The organism is Spiroplasma endosymbiont of Phyllotreta cruciferae, from assembly GCF_918697755.1.
Genome location: NZ_OU953854.1, coordinates 1 through 17750, shown reverse-complemented (window position 1 = coordinate 17750; position 17750 = coordinate 1). Strand labels below are relative to the sequence as shown.

Sequence of the window (17750 nt, the reverse complement as noted above, 5' to 3'; positions counted from 1 at the left end):
TTGTATAGATAATAAAAAAATATTAATGATAATTATTAATCCAAAATTAAAAATAGTAATTAAAGAGAAAGTTAATATTACTAAACAAAATTTAAAACAAATTAAAGAAGCCATTTTAATATGACAAGAAAGAGAGGAATGAGAAAATGCCACAAAAAACTAAAAAAACATTAATAGAAAGTATTGGTGAAATACAACACGATTTATCATTATATTTAGAAAAAAATCAAACAATGCAAATGAATGGTAGAGTAATGTATAACTATTTTGGTGAAGCACAAGTATTAGAATTAGTTAAAAAAGAATTTAAAAAACATCATATTACATATATTTGAAGTTATGTAAAAGATACTTTAAAAATAATTAATGATACCCCATATTTTGAAATGGAATTAACTTTATGTAAAGAAACAGAAGAAATTAAAACTTATTGACCTTTTACGGGTAAAAATACTGATCCTGCTAAAAGTATTGGTTCAGCATTAACATATGGCGTTAAATATGTTTTAAGTAAATTATTAGGTTTACCAACCGAAGAATTAGACCCTGATAATAGTGAAGTAAGTAAAATTAATTCTAAGCAAGAAAAAGAAGAAATAGAAATTATTAATAATTCAAATCCAAATTCAATGAGCGAACAACATTTTAATAAAATTAAAGATTTTATTACAAATACAAAAATAGAACAAAATATTATTTCAAAAGGTAAAAATTGAATAAAAGAAGAATTAAATGTTGAAAAATTATCACCAGTTATAATTAGAAAACAAAGTGAAGATTTTTATCATAAATTTAAAGAAAGATTTTTAAAATAATGATAAAATAGGTATTGACCCATCAGGAACTGGTACTACAGGTATTGTTGTTTACGAAGATAATAAATTAACTGAAAAACAAGAATTTACAAATAAAGATTGAATTTATTAAGCTAATTTTATTTTATGTATATTAAATGAAAATGAAATTATTAATATTGAAGATTGTTTATATACGAATGCTAATGGTTCAAAAGACCGTGATGATTTATTAAAAATAATTGGAGTAATTAAATATGATACACACGAATTAAATAATGTTAATTGAGTATCACCAAAACATACTAAATCAATTGTTAAAAATATGGAAAATTTAAGTAAATATAATGATAGTTGCTTATGTAAATTTGATAAAGATATTAATTTAACTTATCAATATGGTAAAGGTTGAAAATATAATAACAAAAAAATAAGTAATCATTTACGATATGCGATTATTATTGCTAATTATGAGAGTTAATTTATGAAAGAAGCATATAATCAAAAAACAGGAAAATATTATTCTTGCAAAATTCAAAATGTTAATATTTACTTAAATAAAAGTGAAGAACAAGCTTGAAATGAATTAAAATTTAATACTTATTCACAACGAATAGAACATCTTATCAACTTTTATATAACACACAATAAAGAAAAATAAAAAATAACCAATTAAGGTTATTTTTTTAAATACTATTTGTTAGTTTTTGAATAGCATCTTTTTGTGCTTGTTTTTTGTCATTTACTTTAACTTGTTTTTTAAAACATTTTTAATTTGACCTGTTTTTAATGCTAATTCTGTTGCGTAATAAGGTCCTCGTAAATGTTTTTCATGAGCAATAACGGCAGTTCTCAATTCTCTAATTTCTGCTTTATATTTTTTAATTTTTTTAGCAGATAATCCAAAAATACCAAGACTACCCATTCCACCAGCACCCGCTAACACAAGTAAAGTAATCATTAATGTATCATTAAACATTTTTTTAATTCCTTTCTTATCTTTACTCAAACAGTGGCCATCAATTTTTTCAGAACAAAATAATTTATTAAATTAAACTATATAACCACCCAAAAATATCAGCCGCCCCTATATATAGTCTATTTTAAATTTAATTCTTGTTTATTTTCATTTTGTATATTTTTTAATTTTTCTTCTTGTTTTTTAGTATATTCATCTTGCATATTTTTAAATATCTCTTCTGTTATATCATCTAAATTATTTCATTGTTTTGCTATTCTTGGCTGAATAACTCGCGGATTAATCCGACAATCTAAACAATGTCTTAAATGGTCTTTTTTTCATTTTGATTTATCAATTCAAATGATAATTAAAGAAATTATTAAAGTAATTAAAGGTAATATTGTAAATACTAATCCCATTTTAGATATTTTTAATCGTGGTATATCAATTTTCATATCTACTTTCGGTTTACTACTAGCAACAAATATGCCTTGAATTCCATGTGTAAATAAAGGTGTTAATAAAATAGCGATGCCATTACCTCAATATTGACCATAATTATATCAATTAATATTATCTTTTATTGCATTAATCATGCCATATTCTAATCAACAATTTAATGCTAAAAATATCAATGTATAAAAACTAACTACTCAACTACGAATTTTATATTTTCTTTCTCATTCTCTAATATCTTTATGAGTTCAATTATAAGTTGGAATAGGATCTTTTTAAAATCAATTTCAAGGTAAGGCACCTTTTAATCAAGTTGTTTTATCTTGTTTCATTATTAACTCACCAATTTTCTTTTAATTTTTAAATTCCTAATTTTTTATAAAGTATTATATTTTGAATTAGACCCTTAGGAAAATTTACAAAAAATATTTTTCCACTTTCAGGATGTATACTTACAATTAAATTATCATCTTGTGTCGAAATATATCTTGTTCATTCAACACTACCGTTATAATTTAAAGGTGTTTCAATAGAAGTAGTCAAAGTATCATTCTGTTGATACTTATAAATTAATCATAATTTATATTGATATTTTGTTTTATCAAAACCTTTAATAAAATAGTGTGGTATACTTGGTATAAAATCACTTGTATCAACTACTTCTCATTTACTTTCACTACTAATAGAAATATCACCATTACCTAATAATGAATTACCATTAATAGTTTTAATATTTTCCCCACTTACTAATTTATCTTGTTTTGTATTAATATCTTGTGATGTTTTTACAATATATTTATCATTTTCTTTATCAATATAATCTTTATTTAAATCACTGTCTTTAATAACATCTGATGGTATATCGCCACCTTGTTTTGTTTTTCAAACATTATTTTCATAATAAATAGTATCATTATCAAACGGAACAATAAGTTTAATATATTCATTATAATCAATTTTAGAAAAGTCATTAATAGTTGGATAAGTAATATTTATTGAATTATCTGTTTGTAATCGCTCTTTTAATCAAAATAATAATGTTGGATAAAAAGTTTTTTTACTGATATGTTTATATTCTTCTTCTCATGGATGAGCATAATTATCTAAACTATAATTATAAGGTCTAGATACTGTTTTACTAGATATAATATCAATTATTTCACCTGCTAATTTTAAATCATTTTTAACATCACGAGTAATATTTTCATTTGCTTCTGGGTCATTAGTTTATGAATATGCTACACCACCTTGTGAAAATGAAGCACTACCAGTTAAATCATTAACTCCTTTTGGTAAATATCAATTTATAATTGCTAATAAACAAGCAGATTGAATATAACTTAATCATTTATCATATTCAATTAAACCAGTATTATCTTTTTTTACTCAGGGAAATTAGAGTGCACCCCAAAAAGTAAGTAAAGTAAAAAAAGACTTTGCTAAACTTTTAAAGGAGGTGCATTTTTATATGGCAAGAAAAGGTCAAAAATATAACAAATATACATCAGAATTTAGAACAAAAATCATTGAGGAAATTAAACAAAAAAGTTGTTGAGTAGTAGCAAAACAATATAATCTAAATGCAAATACAGTAGAATCTTGATGAGCAAATCATAAAAAAGGAAAATTAAACAATCATAAAGGACCTAAAATCTCTTTTGGTAAAAGAGATTTAGAATATTATAAAACAAGGTATGAATTATTAAAAAGGCTCCATGACTTTTACAATTAAAACTAAGAATCGTCTCTTTTATTAAACAAAATTGTCATGAATATTCAATAAAATTATTATTAGAAGTAACGGGGTTAAAACGTAGTTATTGAGATAAATATAAAAATTATGACAGTAGCAAAAAAGATAAAGAAGCAATAAATGATATTGTAAAAGTCTATGAAGAAATTTAAAACAATTTGGATATCGAAGAATTACTAAATATTTAAAAGAAGATTATGATATATAAAATATAATTCAAAAAAAGTTTTAAGGATTATGCGTTATAATCAAATACAACCTGAATATGTAAGAAAAATGAGAAGAAAAATGAAATATAAACAGAATAAGAAAAAAGTTTATTGCAATATCTGATTTAATTAATCGTAAATTCAATGATATAAAAACAAGGTTTTCAGTGCTATATACTGATGTAACATATTTAATTTGAAAAAGAGAAAAATATTATCAATCAACAATTATTGATGGATATACTAAAGAAATAGTTGATGTAAAGTGATCTAAATATAATGACAATAAATTAGTAATAGATAATTTAAATGATGCAATTAATAAAATAAAATTAATAAAAAAAGATCTGAATGGAATAATAATTCATTCAGATCACGGATATCAATACACATCCGCTATTTATCTCGATAAATGTGTATCTAACGGTATTATAATTTCAATGGGGAAAAATTACCACTGTGCATATAATATTGTTATAGAAAGTTTTCATTCATTATTTAAGAAAGCTACAATCCATAATAAAATATATAATTCACATGAAGAATATATACAAGATGTTATAAAATGAAATACATGATATTCAAATCGTAAAGAAAAAGATATAATAAAAAATAGTAAATACTTTTTATTAGTACTTACTAAAATGGGTGCAGTCTATTATTATAACTTTCTTTTTTAATATCTCTAAGATCAGTTTGTAAATTAACAATTATTGGCTGTTGATTATTTAAGTTTAATTCTTGTTCTAACTGTTTTTCTTGCAATGAATATTTATAATTAAATGCCCGTTGTCAATATAATTTAGCACCATCTGGTGATTTCATCATATAACTAATTATTTCACTTTCGATTCTATCAACTTGTTTTTCAAGTAAAGGAACTATTTTCTCGCTCGCATAAGTATCATATCTTCACTTGCAAGAAAGGTTGAATTCATTGGTTAAATCATTCAAAGTATATGGTTTATTAGGTGATTTATTTTCTCAAAATTGCTCTATTTTACGATAAAAAGTTGCCAAACTTGCTTTATTTGGATTAAATTCTTTCATTTTTACTCCTTTTATATGGTTAAATATAAGTAGAGAAAAACATGTACAGGAGAACTTGACACGGTTCTTTTTTTATTATCTATATTTTACATCAAAATAAAAAAAAAGTAAATTGCTTTACTTTCAGTTAATTAATTTATTAAATACATTCAAATTGTAACATACTAAATAAAAATTACTATCTTTTTTTGCATTTTTATTATTTTTGTGATAAAGTCGTAAACTAAGAAGAGGGTAAGAAAATGATAAATGTTGATAATAATTTTTTTAAGAATTTTATTAATTTATTATATATACAGAGTATTGAAATTATTCAACAAAGTTTAGAAGATTATGATGAATGAATTTTTAAAAATTATAAAATTGATGAAACTTTAAAAGAATTTAAAAATTATAAAGTAAAAGATAAAATTGAAAGAACATTAGTAATTTTAAATGGAAAAATAACTTTTAAGAGAATAAGATATTATAAAATTAATTCAGAAACAGGTAAAGAAGAATATATTTTTCCTTTGGATAAAATTTTAGGAATTGAAAAATGACAAAGAATAGATAATACTGTTAAAGAAAAAATATTATCATTTATTATCGAGAAAAAAAGATATAAAGATATTTTAGATACTATGGAAAATATAAAAATTAGGTTTAATGACAATATCTAATATTATGAAAAATGCAAAAATTGATAAAGAATATTATCTTAATAAAACTGATAAAAAAATAGATATTCCACATACTTTATATATTCAAATGGATAAAACTTATTTGAAAATGTTAGATGCAACAAAACAAGGAAGAAAAAAGATAAAAAAACACACGATAGTATCTACTGTACACAACTGGATATGATGAAAAAAAATATACTGTAAAAAGGCCTGTAATCGCAAATAAATTAGGTGTTTTTGAAATGGATAATATTCCAGATTATCTTAAAAAAGAAGCAAATTTAAAACCAGTTCTTATAAAATTATTTTCTTTAATTGAAACTCATTTCAATATGATACCTAATATTGAAATTATGATTTTAGGTGATGGTGCTCCTTGAATTAAAAATACTAAAATTTTTATGCATCAATATTTTCCTAAAAATAAAATTCACTATACAATAGATAAATTTCATCTTACAAGTAGATTTAAAAAATTATATCCATATCAAAATAAAAATAAGGAAAATATAGAAACATATCATAAAGCAGTGGATTATTTTTTTAATGCTAAATATGAAGAATTATTACATTGTTTAGAAGATAGTAAATCTTTTATAAGCGATGCTAAATTAGATTTTTTAAATAAAACTATTAGATTAATTAAAAATAATAAAGAAGGAATTGAAAATCAAACATTATGAAATAATATTGGTTGTCATATGGAGGGTGACATTTCTCATTATTGAAAAGGCACTATGATTAAAAAAGCCATTTATAGTGAAAAAACTATTAGAAATAAATTAAATGCTAGTATGATGGGATTAAAAAATAAAATTGATTTATTTAATAGTAATAAATCATTAGAAGAAAATAAATTTAATTATTCAGTTAATAATTTTGTAAATTATTATTTACAAAAAAATTTATATTTTTATTAGTTTTATCTAAGAAATTAAATAATTTTAATAAAAATGTATTTTTGTTGTGGAAAAATTTAAAAAAATAGAAAAATATATTGACAATAAAATTAAAAGTAATACAATCTAAATAAGTAAGTGGTATATTATTCCACAATTTCTAAGATATTAATTTAAGACCCCAAAATAATTTATACGACCTAATACTAATTGAAACAGGATTAACAATTAAATTAAAAATTGCCATTCCCGTTACAACATTATCATTACCAAGTGCGGTAATTGTAATTGTTTTATTTCCTGTTCTCAATTTTATTAAACTATTTTCCGAAATCCCACTAATTCTAAAATCAGATTCATTTAAATTCAACCCTCTGCTTCGTGCTTGTGCTAAAATTCGCCTTTGAATTTCACGATATACATCCTGCTGAGTTCAAGAACGAACCATCTACCACCAACCGTGATAAGGAAATAGCACTAATTGGAGCTGCTGTAACATGAATAACCCCTGTTTTAAAACTGCCTTGGTAATTTAAAGAATCTTTGGTTGCAACAATTGTTGCATTATATGTTCCCGCTCGTAAATTAGTGTTATTATATCGCCCAACCCCGACTTCATTTACAGCAATATTAAAACCATTACTTATTGAAATCTCAACCGGATAATTATCACCTGGTTGGCCACTCCCTGTTGGATGATTATGCTCTCATTCATTAGCAAATTGAGTAATTGTTTGTTGATAATCGTTATATAATTCTTTTGTACTATCCAAAGTTGTATACCTTTTTGACAAGGCAAAATTTGATTGTAAAACACTAAGACTGTTTTTATCAACTCCACGCGGGTCCTTCACAACTTTAGTTGGAATTTCATATTCATAAGATAAATCATAAAGATTACCAATAGTTCCATCATATGAAAATTGTACCTTAATAATAATTTTGGGAAGACTTAAAAGTTTATCTTGATACACTTTATTATTATTTCCGCGTAACATCCCATTAATCGGTGGTTGTTTATTAAAACTTGTTCCCATAATTGTTGTGGCATTTGCCCCGACCCCAACTGTAATGTCTTTAACAATATTATTTATGTTAATATATTGGTTATTTAATTTTTCTAACAAATAACTTTTTAAACTTGTTTTAATTGCTGTAATTTTATTTGTTAAACGAAGATCAATTTCTCGTTCTGAATCATCATATTGAACATTTTCAATTACATCTTTAACATTATCAACTAAATTAAATTCCTGATAATTAATTGAACGATCAGTATAACTTTGTTGATCATAATACATTTTAGTTGGATCACGGTTAACTTTATCGGGAAGACCATTATTATTAATATTTAAAAACTGAATTAATACTTCATTATAAAAAATTTGGTGTTCAGAACCTCAGACATACTGACTAAAATCATTATTTTCATAATCAAAATTATCAGAAACATTATCCGATTCTAGTCCCATTTCTTTAATATAACCTTGGTAAGAATTAACCCGTTCATTCCGCATTGCACCATTTAAAAATGTTTGGTCAGTATTTCAATCATATAAATCATAACTATTTTTAACATTAGTAAAAGTTGGCATTTTAATTCCAATCTTAGTAAAAATATTTGCAATCGCCCCATAATTATTGCGATGATAATCAAAAAGACTAGCACCAAATTGTTGTAAAGAATTAAATTTTTTAGAATTATATTTAACATTTAAGGCTAAATTACTCGCAGAAGGGTTATCGGTAATTGCGACAAATGGGGCTCCATCTTTATTAACAACTTGTTCATTAATAATAATACTATTATCATCTTTTGCTATTGGATAATATTCTGTTAAAAGAGCATTTAAAATTGTTTCATTGCTAGTATCTAATGCAATCCCATATTTCTGAACTAACATAGCAATCTTACTATTACTCATTAAATTTAACATTTGACTTAAATTTAATCATGTTGGCGTTGCGGCTTGCGTCGTATCATATGTATAATCAAATGTTTTGTTTAAATCAACATAATAACCAACATTATCAGTTCCAATTAATTGCAAAGAAAATCTAATTTTATAAGTAAACAATCCACGATCTTTATCAACCGGTGTAACTGTTACTAAACCATATTTATCATCATCATTATAGGGATAAGTTAAAATTTTTGGTCGTAAAATTAAATTTAACCGATTTCCTTGATAAATTATTTGTGTTCCCGATAAAATTGCCCCTGTTCCTTGTAACATTGCTTCAACAATACTTAGATTATTTTTAATTCAATCCTTTTTTGCAAAAATTTCTTGAATAATTTTAATATTATCTAGATTATCATAAATATCAATCCCATCTTTTTCACCAACATTAAAAGAAACATAGGTTGGTAAATGTTTTGGATCTGGATCACCATTAATATCAATTAATGGTTTTGATAATTGTAAATTTATCATTCTTGTAATTTTATTATCTAATAAAGTAGCGTTAGCTCACGGATTTTTATTATGATAAGAAGAGGGCGCAACAACTGAATAAATAACACCACCCAAACCAGCCGCAATCGCAACTGTTCCAATAATGGCAAAAATCTTTAAATTGGTTTTTCGTGATAATTTACGTCGAATTGGTGGTGATGATTTTAAAATATTGTTAGTCTTATCTTCTTTTATCATTAATAATCTTTGCTCCTATCTATATTAATCGTTTTTTTACTTTTATTTAAGCTATTTTGACTTTGTTTCTGGCTTTTTTTCTTGTTATTCTAAAACTGGTTTTTGAACATAAATCCGTTGTTTTTTTTCCTTTAAATTATTTAAATTATATTTTTCTTTATTATACTTAATTGTTTCTAATTCAATAAGATGTTGTCGTTCTTGTTCTAATGTGACTAGTTTTGTTTCAACTTTCTTCATTTGTTCCTCATCTGCTAAGTATTCAAATTGTTTTCGTAAAACTCATTGTTTTTTAACTTCTCGTCACAATAAAACATATGAAGGAAAAATCACCAAAATACAAACACTAATCAAGGTAAAAGTAACAATAAAATAATTGTTAATTGTATTAAACATTCAAATATAAGTAACTCCTAAAACAAAACAAACAACATAATATACAATAGCAAAAACAGTGGAAATAATAATTCAACTTTTAAAACTAGCAGCTCTTTTTAACTTAAGATATGGCAAACCAATAAAACAAAAGAAAAAGAATGCGCAAACAAGACCAGCAACACCAGCAATAATGTAATGAATTTCATAGGTTCGATGTGAAATAACACCTGTTAAATTTTTAATATTATTGTATGCCATTGCACAAACAGCACTAATAAAGTAACCCATAAAAGTACCTAAAATAGAAAAACCAATAATTAATAACCGAGCTGCAACTTCAACTCTAGTGTTTCATTGTAATGCTAATTCATCACGTTTTGAACTAATTTTTGTTAACACCCTAATCTCTCCTTATCCTCTTGTTGCACGAATTTTATTTGCTAATTCATTTTCTACCTTGCGTTGATATTTCTTACGGTTATTTTGTAAAGCCATACATCCAATTGTAAAACAAACAAAACAAGCAAGAATGATTCCTAGCAAAATAAAAAGGTTAATATTTAATCCAACAGCTGAACCTTTGACATAAAGGATCTGCAATACTGCAATTAAGAAGACGATTAAACAATTAATATTACCAACAATACTTACCACAATTGTTCAAATATGAACAGTTCGTAATGTTTGAGCAGTTAAAATTGGAATTGTTAAGAAAAAGAATGTTGCTACTCAGAAAATTGATAATAAAATAATTAAAGCAAGAACAATTGGCTGTCCAATCGCAACAATTGGTCCTGTAAAAGAGGTGTTTAATTTTAAAACCAAAGACATCAGGAATTGAGCAAGAACTTGGCTTAACGTTGGAATATAAATTAACGAAACAACAATTAATAGTAATTGGGCAAAAACAATCATTACTCGTGCTAAAGTTTCACCCCTTGTTGCAAAATAATATTTAGTTGCATCAACATTATACTGATACGGAAATGGTTTATTTTGCTTATTTCGTTTTAATTCATATTCACCTAATGACTTAACTGTTTTATCAATGACAGTTTTATCTAAACTTTTCAATGACGCTGGTCGATTGTCTTCCACAAATTGAATTGTCTGAACCAGTTCTGGTGAAGTTTCACTTTTTGGCGATATTGTTTTTTCTTTTTCCATTTGACACCTTCCTATTCAACCACTTTTAATTGTGCTCTAAAATCTAAACTTTCCGCCATCGCAATATTAATTCATTTTTGTTGCTGTCGTGCTGAAAATCATAGTAAAAAACTACCCCAAAACAAAACTAATGTACAAACCCCAGCCATAATAACCCCAGGAAAATTTAAGCGAACTGGAATATAAAGATAAGCAACAACACTTATTGCTAACATTAATAAAGTAAAAAAAGAACCTAATGTAATAAAAATAATTCCTGTTAATTTTACTGTTTTAATATTACGAACAATTAACGTTGGAATAACAAAAACCAACGAAAAAATAATACCTAAAAGAGCAAGAATAATTGTCATCCCGCGAAAAACACCATCAGCAACACCGAAATTATTAAAAACAGCAGTAATTGGAAGATTACTAGTTGCAATCATCGCTAATGAAGCTGACACAATTATAATAACCCCCAACATAATTCCTTGCCCAAGTAAAATCATAATACGACCAATAATTTCCATTGTATTATTAAAATACATTCGTGTTAAACGAATATCCTGGTCTTGTGAACTTGCTTTTGTTGTTCATTTGTCTGTTTTACTCATCAATACCACCCAAAATTATTACTCCCCTTTTATTTACAATGATTATAACATCTTCTCTAAAAAATACTATCCTCAAAAAATAAAAAAATTCTTCTAAATTAGAAGAATTTTTATGATTGATAAATAAGTTTTACTTTAAATTTAATTGTTCCTTCAAACACTGGAATCGATGCTTGAATTGTAATAGTTGATTCCTTAATATTATCTGTTGTTGAAGGTAACACCAATTGGTTTAAAACTTCCTCTGTAAAAGCATTATAAACATTTAAATCTAACGGTACATTTGGGTATTTATTATGTAAAGCAGTATTTTTTGTAATGCCTTCATCTAATAATATTTGCATAATGTTTCCTAGCAAAGCAGTTTTTTCATCCTCAGTCGTTGGCAACTTATGAATAAAAATTGGCACTACTTTATTAGTTAAATCAATATCGTCAAAAGCAGTTGATGCTCCTGCTGTTAATTTAAAATTAACAGTTATCTTACCATCATAATTTGTTGGATTTCGTAACATCAAATCAAATTGTAAAACGAGTTCATTTCCTTGATTTGGGTCATAATTTTTAATTTCAGTGCCAATCATTGTTCCTAATTCTTTCACATTTCAATCAGCTTCATTTTTTGAAATTCCAAAAGTAGCCTCTTGCTGATAAACAAATGGTGGTTGTTTAATCACATCTTTTCAAATTTGTTGATTAAGGTAATACCCCTGGCCTCTTCATGTTTCTAATTTTGTTGCATTAAAACTATAATTTTTATTTGTCAAATAAATTGCTGAATCCGTTGTGATTGGATTATCAATCATTTTAATTTTTCCTTGAACAAGAATATCGACATCACAACCAGATCCATCTTCTTGATTGCTAAGAATTGAAATAACATAAGGCGTTCAATCACCACTGCGTTCTGTTGCTTCCAATGCCCGTTTTAAATCATCTTTTCGTTCAATTCTAAAATTACTTAATTGTTTTGATAAATTAGGTCCCCATTCTGACGTATTAATAACATTATTTCAAACTAAATTTAACACTGAATCAACGGTATGATTATCTTGACGAACTAATAAAATTGAATCAACTGGTAATAAACTAATAGCGGTTCCTTGATTAATTAACTCAACTTCAATTGCAATATCACCCCTAAACATTAAATTCGTATTAAGGTTAATCGCATTCAATGTCACAATTCTTGACCCACCGATGCTAGGTCAATTTTTAGTTAAGGTTGTTTCTCAACTTGTTACATCAAAGCCCTTTAATTCTGGACCATTTACTAAGTTTGCTTCTTGCATTGCCATTGTTCAAATATAGTCTTTATTAACATTTGGACGTTCTCTTTGCGTTACAACAACTGGCACGGTTAATTTAATTGTTGATGGTAATCAAATTAGATCTTTTGTCACACCCCCAACAACACGAATATAATGATGTTCCTTTTCATCTTTTGGCGTTGCTAAGAAGTTTAGATAAATACCTTCTCCAACTGGTGGTTCTATCACACCACTTCAATCAATTAAATAATCATTTCGATTATTTGAAACTCTTGCATCATTTACAAAATATTTTTTAACTTCTATTCAAAATAAATCATATAATGCATCTGGTGGTAAATTATTTTGTTGTAATTTTAGGTTAACTCGCGCACGATAACTAATAACTTCTAATTTAACGGTAATTGTTCCACTATAAAATGTTGTTGGTGTATTAGCATTACCATTATAAGTTGCAAGCATTTCAACATCTAAGTTTTGGTTAAAAATTAATGGTAATTTAAACCCCGACATATCATAAGTATCATAACCCGTTGGTACATCTGGTTGAAGATTATTAACTGCTACTTTTCAAATATCTTGGTATAAGTCATCAATTGAATCATATTTTGTAATATCTCAAAGCTCATTTAACTTAATTGTTTGGCTAAGATCAATTGATGCCTTTTTAACCACAGTAAAATAAATGCTGATTGAACCAATAAACGGAATATCTTTATCATCACGAACTGTTAAAACAACAAAACCATCTTGTGGTGTATTGGGGTTAACAGGCTTTGTTAAATTAGCGGAATCAGTAACCGTAAAAATATCCAATGTTACTCCTGACTGAATTCGTTGTTCTGTTTTTGCTTGTTCAAAAATTGAGTCAATAACAGGAACATTGTCATCAGTAACAATCACATTATTTGTTAAAGTAAATTCTGTTGCTAGATTCTCTTTCCCATTAATTTTTGAAGGTGAAGGTGTTCCACATGCTATCATATTAGCTGCTGAACTGCTTACCAAAACAGTTGCTGTTAAAAGTGCTAAAATTTTTCGCATTGAGAACATCTCTCCTTCCTTAAAAATATTTACTAATATAATTATACACTGTTTACTATCTTATTGGTAATTAATATTAAAACGGAAAGTAACCGCCTTTAAATCCTCTGGAACATTGCCACCTGCTTGTAATGCTAATTTAATATCACAGACAGTGAAAAGACTATAACGGTTTTCATCATTAGCAAGGATGTCATTGAATAATTCAAACAATGAACCAGCACTACTATGATAATTATTCAGAGGAGTAAATGTTATTTGATAATTATTTTCAAAAGCTGTCTCATATTGTCTTTTTGAAATACCATTAACAATATTTAAGTTATTACCTGCTACTTGAGCAATATTTTGAATAAATTCTCATGTTTGATCAATAACTTGATTCATCAACATTGCTTCAAATGCCTTTTGATCAAGACCAACATTTCGCACATCAATATTAATTTGATTTAACAGTCTTGTTGCACCATATAAATTAGCACTTCAATATTTTGTAAATAAAGCATTCCGTTTCTGTGGATCATCAATAGTATAGGCATCAGGATTTCCCGGATGAACTAAATTAGTAACTAAATGTAATGATGGTTGATCAATTGTTACAAACTCTGTTTCTAGCACCGTATTACCAAGAAAATCAATTACTAAATTTTTATTTTCTTGAATTGTTCGTTTAACGACAGTATAGTCACTCTTTTCAATAAAACCATATGATTGAAATGGTAAAATATTTCAATCATAAACCCATTTATATTTTGAATCATTAAGATTACTCAAAACATCTTCTTGTAAATCTTTAATAGCTGTTGCTAATGTCTCTTTACCATCTAAAACATCTCTTACTTGTTCACGAAGACGATTACCAATGATATTTTGAATTGTTTCATCTTTTGGCAAGAACATAAAATAAAATTGCTCTGGTTTAGTTACATCTAATCGTTTGGGTTGAATTAATCCATATCAATCTTTTCAATCATTTGGCACTAAATCTTCTGGTAAAACCAACCCACGGTTTTCTGATGTTTCTAAAACATTAATTAGAAAAATTAATAACTGTGGAATATATTTACCACCAATATTAATGTCTTTTTTTGCTAATGGTCCGTTAAATTCATTATTTTTTTGATATGCTGATTGAATCACCCGATTCATATCAAACATATATCCAACAGTGTTAACAGAAACACCCGGTAAAATTTGATCTTGTGGATTAACACTTGAAATAGCAAAATTACTATATGGATTATAATCACCAATAAATTCTTTATCAGCACCTTTATTTTCACCATAAAAAGCAGTAAATTTTGTTTTGTTAGCCGCATAAACTTCATCATCTAATTCTAAACTATTATTGCTTCCATTTAACATAAGATTATTTGCTTGACTACCCAGAATTTTTGTCTGATTTTCTCAAATTGTTGGGTTCGGCTTATCTTTGTTCATTGTTTCTGCTGTTTTAAAATTTAAAAAATTTGACAAAAATCCTTCAATTCCAACAAAAAGAGTTGGCATTCAAATTAATGTTGATTGTTCTACACCTTTATACTTAATTTTTAAATACAACATATTTTTCATTAAATTTAACTTATTTGTTTGAACATCAGCAAGTCCTAATGCTTTTGTTCCTTGCGGATTAGTATAAATATTTAAAATTTGAATTTGGTTATCATCCCCATATTTTCCTTTAAAAAAGATATTATTAGCAATATACATCTTTGGAGCATTTTGAAAAATAAAATTATAAGCATATTCTAATCTTAATGATGTTGCTTGAACTCGTGTTTGAGCAACACGACCAGTGTTTGGATCAGCGGGCAACTCATATGTCGCGAAAACAGGTGTTTTTTTCGTATTATCTCGGAGTTCTGTTTTAGCAAAATTAACTTGAAAATAATCCCCCGCCTCAAAATCTGGTAAAGGACCATCCGTTTGAATACCACCATAACTTAAAATTTTTGCTAAAAATGACACAGCAAAATAAGACGACGGAATCAAAACCGCAATATATAACAATGTACAAATTGCTGCAATTAATCCTTTTTTTCGCGAAGCAACAGTAACATTTTTAGTTAATTTATTAAGTTTATCTCAACTTCCTGGTTTTTTTGCCATTAGTCTCTTCCTTAATTCCCTTTTATATAACCCATTTGCTATAATGGATTTATTATAGCAAAATTAAGAATAAATGCAATTAAAGATTAAATCAGTTTTTTTAATCTTAATTAATTTTTTTAAATGTAAGCTGTTATAAAGAGCAACAAATCAACTCAGAACGGAGCTATTTTTTTAATGTCTAGATTATTCAATAAGTAAAAAACATATGCTATACTTTTTACAATTAAATAGAAATTACAAAAACATATCAAGTAAGAGACTCCGCCCCCTGTCGCTGCGCGACATTACCCCACAAACAACACACATGGTACGGCATAAATTCCTCCGTGCCAGTATGCATTTGCCCGTTTATCTATATTTATTTATGTAAATATTTGTATTTTTTTTATATGACCACTTACTTTATAATGCCTAATTTAGACCTTAAAACGCTTTAAACAAAAAAAACATAGACTACCGTTTATAATCTATGTTTTAAATACTTTTGAAATTTTTTATAAACTCCAAAAACTGAAATTGTACCTTAGTAGTACATTAAAATTATAACATTTAAAAACCAAAAAACCATAACAAACTAATTATGGGAAAAATTTTATTAAATTACAAAAAATATTTAATTAATTTGTGGTGATTGTTGTCGAATGCAATTACCACTTTTTTAATGAGTTTTTTAGACTGCACCCATTTTAGTAAGTACTAATAAAAAGTATTTACTATTTTTTTATTATATCTTTTTCTTTACGATTTGAATATCATGTATTTCATTTTATAACATCTTGTATATATTCTTCATGTGAATTATATATTTTATTATGGATTGTAGCTTTCTTAAGTAATGAATGAAAACTTTCTATAACAATATTATCTGCACAGTGGTAATTTTTCCCCATTGAAATTATAATACCGTTAGATACACATTTATCGAGATAAATAGCGGATGTGTATTGATATCCGTGGTCTGAATGAATTATTATTCCATTCAGATCTTTTTTTATTAATTTTATTTTATTAATTGCATCATTTAAATTATCTATTACTAATTTATTGTCATTATATTTAGATCACTTTACATCAACTATTTCTTTAGTATATCCATCAATAATTGTTGATTGATAATATTTTTCTCTTTTTCAAATTAAATATGTTACATCAGTATATAGCACTGAAAACCTTGTTTTTATATCATTGAATTTACGATTAATTAAATCAGGATATTGCAATAAACTTTTTTCTTTATTCTGTTTATATTTCATTTTTCTTCTCATTTTTCTTACATATTCAGGTTGTATTTGATTATAACGCATAATCCTTAAAACTTTTTTTGAATTATATTTTATATCATAATCTTCTTTTAAATATTTAGTAATTCTTCGATATCCAAATTGTTTTAAATTTTCTTCATAGACTTTTACAATATCATTTATTGCTTCTTTATCTTTTTTGCTACTGTCATAATTTTTATATTTATCTCAATAACTACGTTTTAACCCCGTTACTTCTAATAATAATTTTATTGAATATTCATGACAATTTTGTTTAATAAAAGAGACGATTCTTGGTTTGCTTAATTGTAAAAGTCATGGAGCTTTTTTAATAATTCATACCTTGTTTTATAATATTCTAAATCTCTTTTACCAAAAGAGATTTTAGGTCCTTTATGATTGTTTAATTTTCCTTTTTTATGATTTGCTCATCAAGATTCTACTGTATTTGCATTTAGATTATATTGTTTTGCTAC

At 25.9% G+C, this 17750-nt stretch carries 19 protein-coding genes and 1 pseudogene; 8 read left to right on the top strand and 12 right to left on the bottom strand.

The features are described 5' to 3' along the window. The first annotated feature begins 25 nt into the window (after window positions 1–25). From NL276_RS00095 to NL276_RS00080, 4 genes are all read left to right on the top strand, one after another. The gene (locus tag NL276_RS00095) at window positions 26–163 is read left to right on the top strand and encodes a hypothetical protein (RefSeq protein WP_253301456.1); all 138 of its coding nucleotides are present in this window, start codon (window positions 26–28) and stop codon (window positions 161–163) included. Then, the gene (locus tag NL276_RS00090; RefSeq protein WP_253301455.1) at window positions 147–815 is read left to right on the top strand and encodes an ERF family protein; all 669 of its coding nucleotides are present in this window, start codon (window positions 147–149) and stop codon (window positions 813–815) included. Before NL276_RS00095 ends, NL276_RS00090 begins: the two co-directional genes overlap by 17 nt. A gap of 304 nt (window positions 816–1119) precedes the next feature. Further along, window positions 1120–1275 carry a hypothetical protein gene (locus tag NL276_RS00085; protein ID WP_253301454.1) on the top strand — a complete coding sequence of 52 codons (156 nt, stop codon included), beginning with the start codon at window positions 1120–1122 and terminating at the stop codon, window positions 1273–1275. 3 nt (window positions 1276–1278) lie between these two features. Beyond that, window positions 1279–1455 carry a hypothetical protein gene (locus NL276_RS00080; protein ID WP_253301453.1) on the top strand — a complete coding sequence of 59 codons (177 nt, stop codon included), beginning with the start codon at window positions 1279–1281 and terminating at the stop codon, window positions 1453–1455. 81 nt (window positions 1456–1536) lie between these two features. Here the strand turns inward: NL276_RS00080 and NL276_RS00075 are convergent, their stop codons facing one another. Beyond that, a complete protein-coding gene (locus tag NL276_RS00075) occupies window positions 1537–1773 on the bottom strand; it encodes a hypothetical protein (protein ID WP_253301452.1) in 237 nt (78 codons plus the stop codon). Between the two features lie 119 nt (window positions 1774–1892). Beyond that, window positions 1893–2390, bottom strand: a complete 498-nt coding sequence (locus NL276_RS00070) for a hypothetical protein (RefSeq protein ID WP_253301451.1) — start codon at window positions 2388–2390, stop codon at window positions 1893–1895. A 1289-nt stretch (window positions 2391–3679) separates the two neighbouring features. Here NL276_RS00070 and NL276_RS00065 point away from each other — a divergent pair. Beyond that, window positions 3680–3943: a transposase family protein gene (locus NL276_RS00065; protein ID WP_253301450.1), complete on the top strand. Its 264-nt coding sequence runs from the start codon at window positions 3680–3682 to the stop codon at window positions 3941–3943. Window positions 3944–4340: 397 nt separating this feature from the next. Then, window positions 4341–4853, top strand: coding sequence for a DDE-type integrase/transposase/recombinase (locus NL276_RS00060; protein ID WP_253301449.1), 513 nt, complete (start codon window positions 4341–4343; stop codon window positions 4851–4853). Here NL276_RS00060 and NL276_RS00055 read toward each other — a convergent pair. Beyond that, entirely contained in the window at window positions 4813–5223 is a 411-nt protein-coding gene (locus NL276_RS00055) for a hypothetical protein (RefSeq protein WP_253301448.1), read from the bottom strand. The two genes, NL276_RS00060 and NL276_RS00055, sit on opposite strands and share 41 nt — an antisense overlap. Window positions 5224–5465: 242 nt before the next feature. On the opposite strand from NL276_RS00055, the gene NL276_RS00050 reads away from it, so the two are divergent. Then, entirely contained in the window at window positions 5466–5885 is a 420-nt protein-coding gene (locus NL276_RS00050; protein ID WP_253301447.1) for a UPF0236 family transposase-like protein, read from the top strand. A gap of 245 nt (window positions 5886–6130) precedes the next feature. After that, complete coding sequence (locus NL276_RS00045) at window positions 6131–6808, top strand: UPF0236 family transposase-like protein (protein WP_253301446.1); 678 nt, start codon at window positions 6131–6133, stop codon at window positions 6806–6808. A gap of 139 nt (window positions 6809–6947) precedes the next feature. Here the strand turns inward: NL276_RS00045 and NL276_RS00040 are convergent, their stop codons facing one another. The 9 genes and pseudogenes from NL276_RS00040 to NL276_RS05020 all read right to left on the bottom strand — a co-directional run. After that, window positions 6948–7157, bottom strand: a complete 210-nt coding sequence (locus tag NL276_RS00040; RefSeq protein WP_253301445.1) for a hypothetical protein — start codon at window positions 7155–7157, stop codon at window positions 6948–6950. Continuing rightward, a complete protein-coding gene (locus tag NL276_RS00035; protein ID WP_253301444.1) occupies window positions 7132–9444 on the bottom strand; it encodes a hypothetical protein in 2313 nt (770 codons plus the stop codon). Before NL276_RS00035 ends, NL276_RS00040 begins: the two co-directional genes overlap by 26 nt. Window positions 9445–9528: 84 nt before the next feature. Continuing rightward, window positions 9529–10221 (bottom strand): hypothetical protein, encoded by a 693-nt coding sequence (locus NL276_RS00030; protein WP_253301443.1) that lies wholly within the window; start codon window positions 10219–10221, stop codon window positions 9529–9531. A gap of 12 nt (window positions 10222–10233) precedes the next feature. Next, window positions 10234–10989, bottom strand: a complete 756-nt coding sequence (locus tag NL276_RS00025; protein WP_253301442.1) for a hypothetical protein — start codon at window positions 10987–10989, stop codon at window positions 10234–10236. Window positions 10990–11000: 11 nt separating this feature from the next. After that, window positions 11001–11585: a hypothetical protein gene (locus NL276_RS00020; protein ID WP_253301870.1), complete on the bottom strand. Its 585-nt coding sequence runs from the start codon at window positions 11583–11585 to the stop codon at window positions 11001–11003. A 110-nt stretch (window positions 11586–11695) separates the two neighbouring features. Further along, a complete protein-coding gene (locus tag NL276_RS00015; protein ID WP_253301441.1) occupies window positions 11696–13900 on the bottom strand; it encodes a hypothetical protein in 2205 nt (734 codons plus the stop codon). Window positions 13901–13960: 60 nt separating this feature from the next. Continuing rightward, window positions 13961–16009 (bottom strand): hypothetical protein, encoded by a 2049-nt coding sequence (locus NL276_RS00010; protein ID WP_253301440.1) that lies wholly within the window; start codon window positions 16007–16009, stop codon window positions 13961–13963. Between the two features lie 716 nt (window positions 16010–16725). After that, complete coding sequence (locus tag NL276_RS00005) at window positions 16726–17277, bottom strand: DDE-type integrase/transposase/recombinase (protein ID WP_253301039.1); 552 nt, start codon at window positions 17275–17277, stop codon at window positions 16726–16728. Between the two features lie 12 nt (window positions 17278–17289). After that, window positions 17290–17436: pseudogene (locus tag NL276_RS05020) on the bottom strand (helix-turn-helix domain-containing protein); the annotation flags it as partial. Window positions 17437–17750 lie beyond the last annotated feature (314 nt).